The organism is Pseudoalteromonas sp. SG41-2, from assembly GCF_014164535.1.
Taxonomy (GTDB): Bacteria; Pseudomonadota; Gammaproteobacteria; order Enterobacterales; family Alteromonadaceae; genus Pseudoalteromonas; species Pseudoalteromonas rhizosphaerae.
In genome coordinates this window covers 1-1,808 of the sequence record NZ_JACJFK010000075.1, presented here as the reverse complement: position 1 = coordinate 1,808, position 1,808 = coordinate 1, and the positions used below count along the sequence as shown (strand labels likewise).

The following is a 1,808-nucleotide window of genomic DNA, read 5'->3' as shown; positions in this document are numbered from 1 at the left end:
ACCCAGCAGATTGCCAAGTTAACCGTCAGGAAGTGTGGTAATTAAAAGCTAAATCGCTCTTTAAAAATTTAAAAAATTGAACCTAAAGTGATGCATTTAATTGCTTTAGGTTTAGTTTGCAGCTTATGTAGATAGCGGTATTGTTATTTTTCCTGATGGAAAATTAAGAAGACAGCCACCTTGAAATCCGCGTACTTTAGAAATGGAATAACAATGACACCCACCTTAATTTTTTAGTGACTGATTTATCAAGTGGGCAAGGTGTACGACTTGATTTAAATCAATATAACTGCACCGCTATATTTAAAGCGCTCAACACAACCAGAATCACGTTTAGACTACGTGTTAAAACGTATCCAAAAGGTAAAGGTGCGTCAGTGAGCACAGCCTTTGAGGAAAATAAATTTATATTGCCAGTATCAAAACGTGATGAAGACGGTGAACTTGAAGAGCCAGATAAATGGCTCACAACCGAAGTGAATTTATCACTGTTAAATTATGCGCTAAAAGAAGAATTAGGACTTGAGTAACAATATGATAAACACCGAGCAAGTATCTGAATTACGCCCCCCTAAAAAACCAACTGATATGGGGAAGTATTACCGAAAAGTGGAAATCAATTATGACAACCTGTTAGGAGAAAAAGATGAGGTTGGCGCTGATGGCCGTTATTATGGCCTATTGTTAATATCAAGTATGAAGGGTATCTTCCAAAAAGCTACTGTAGCATTGATGTTAACATTTTTCGGAATCTTAACAGTAATGCAAGTAATTGGGTTATTTAAAGCAAAAAGTTTACAGCACCTATTAGACTCACTGCTTTTTTACCCTTTGTTTATTCTAGGGCAAGTTTTATTATTAATAATTGCTTTTATTTACCATCGTAAAGCAAAAACCCCCAGAGCAACCTCTGTCGTTTTTGACCGAAAGACCGGCAATGTGAATTTCCCTGCGTTTGGTGGCAACCCAGAACTTGTGATCCCTTTTGAAGAAGTTGAGATGTACCGAGGCTCGTTAGGTTTTAGCTTAGGAAGAGGCATGCCTGTTACAAGTTTAATCCCTAAAAAATACCCTAAACATGGTAAAAGGGATTGCCAATACATAGTCGCGTTCGCTGATAGTTACGATCAAGCCTGTAATTTATGGACGTTATTAAATGAATATATGGATAAAAATAAACCTATCCCTTACGCAATGTTACCTTCAGTTCAATACTATCTAGATAAAGGGTGCAGCACAGTTTGGAAGGGCGATAAAATTGGCCCCTATATGGAAAATTACCCCCTCGATCCCGACATAAAAAATAACTATAAATATGTTTTTCATACTGATATTGATGGCGAAAAAGAATACCCGAGGGATGAGGTTAATTATGTTATTGCTCCCTTTAGTGATGACCCCGTATTGCTAGAGGAAAACATAAAGCGTGCGTACGAGCTCAATATTTTACTTTTGTGATTAAAGTTATTTAAAAATAGATTTACAGGCCAAACGCTCTTTAACAATCAGAAAAGGAATTCAAACCTAGGTGGTATATGCTGCCTAGGTTTATCGTCACGTTGGTGGCTAACATGGCGACATAATAACCCGACATTGTTAGGGCTTAACAATAGTGCTCGCAGTAATGGCGCGCTTGGTAAAGCCAACGGTATCGCTATTTTTGAAGATAAAGCCAGTGGTGATGCCGCCTTTTTAGCTGAGATTGCCAGGCCAAAATACCGCGAGAAAACCCTCGGTGAAATGGTAAATATTTTTATACCTGATTATATTATTCCACCGCCACAATGGGATAGCCAAAAAAACGAACC

The 1,808-nt window shown here is 37.9% G+C and carries 2 protein-coding genes and 1 pseudogene; all 3 read left to right on the top strand.

The annotated features are described in order from the left end of the window. Positions 1 to 236 precede the first annotated feature (236 nt). Positions 237 to 530, top strand: a complete 294-nt coding sequence (locus H5186_RS22405) for a hypothetical protein (RefSeq protein ID WP_182795029.1) — start codon at positions 237 to 239, stop codon at positions 528 to 530. A gap of 4 nt (positions 531 to 534) precedes the next feature. Then, a complete protein-coding gene (locus H5186_RS22400) occupies positions 535 to 1,458 on the top strand; it encodes a hypothetical protein (RefSeq protein ID WP_182768384.1) in 924 nt (307 codons plus the stop codon). Between the two features lie 108 nt (positions 1,459 to 1,566). Next, positions 1,567 to 1,808 (top strand): annotated as a pseudogene (locus tag H5186_RS22395) (hypothetical protein); the annotation flags it as partial.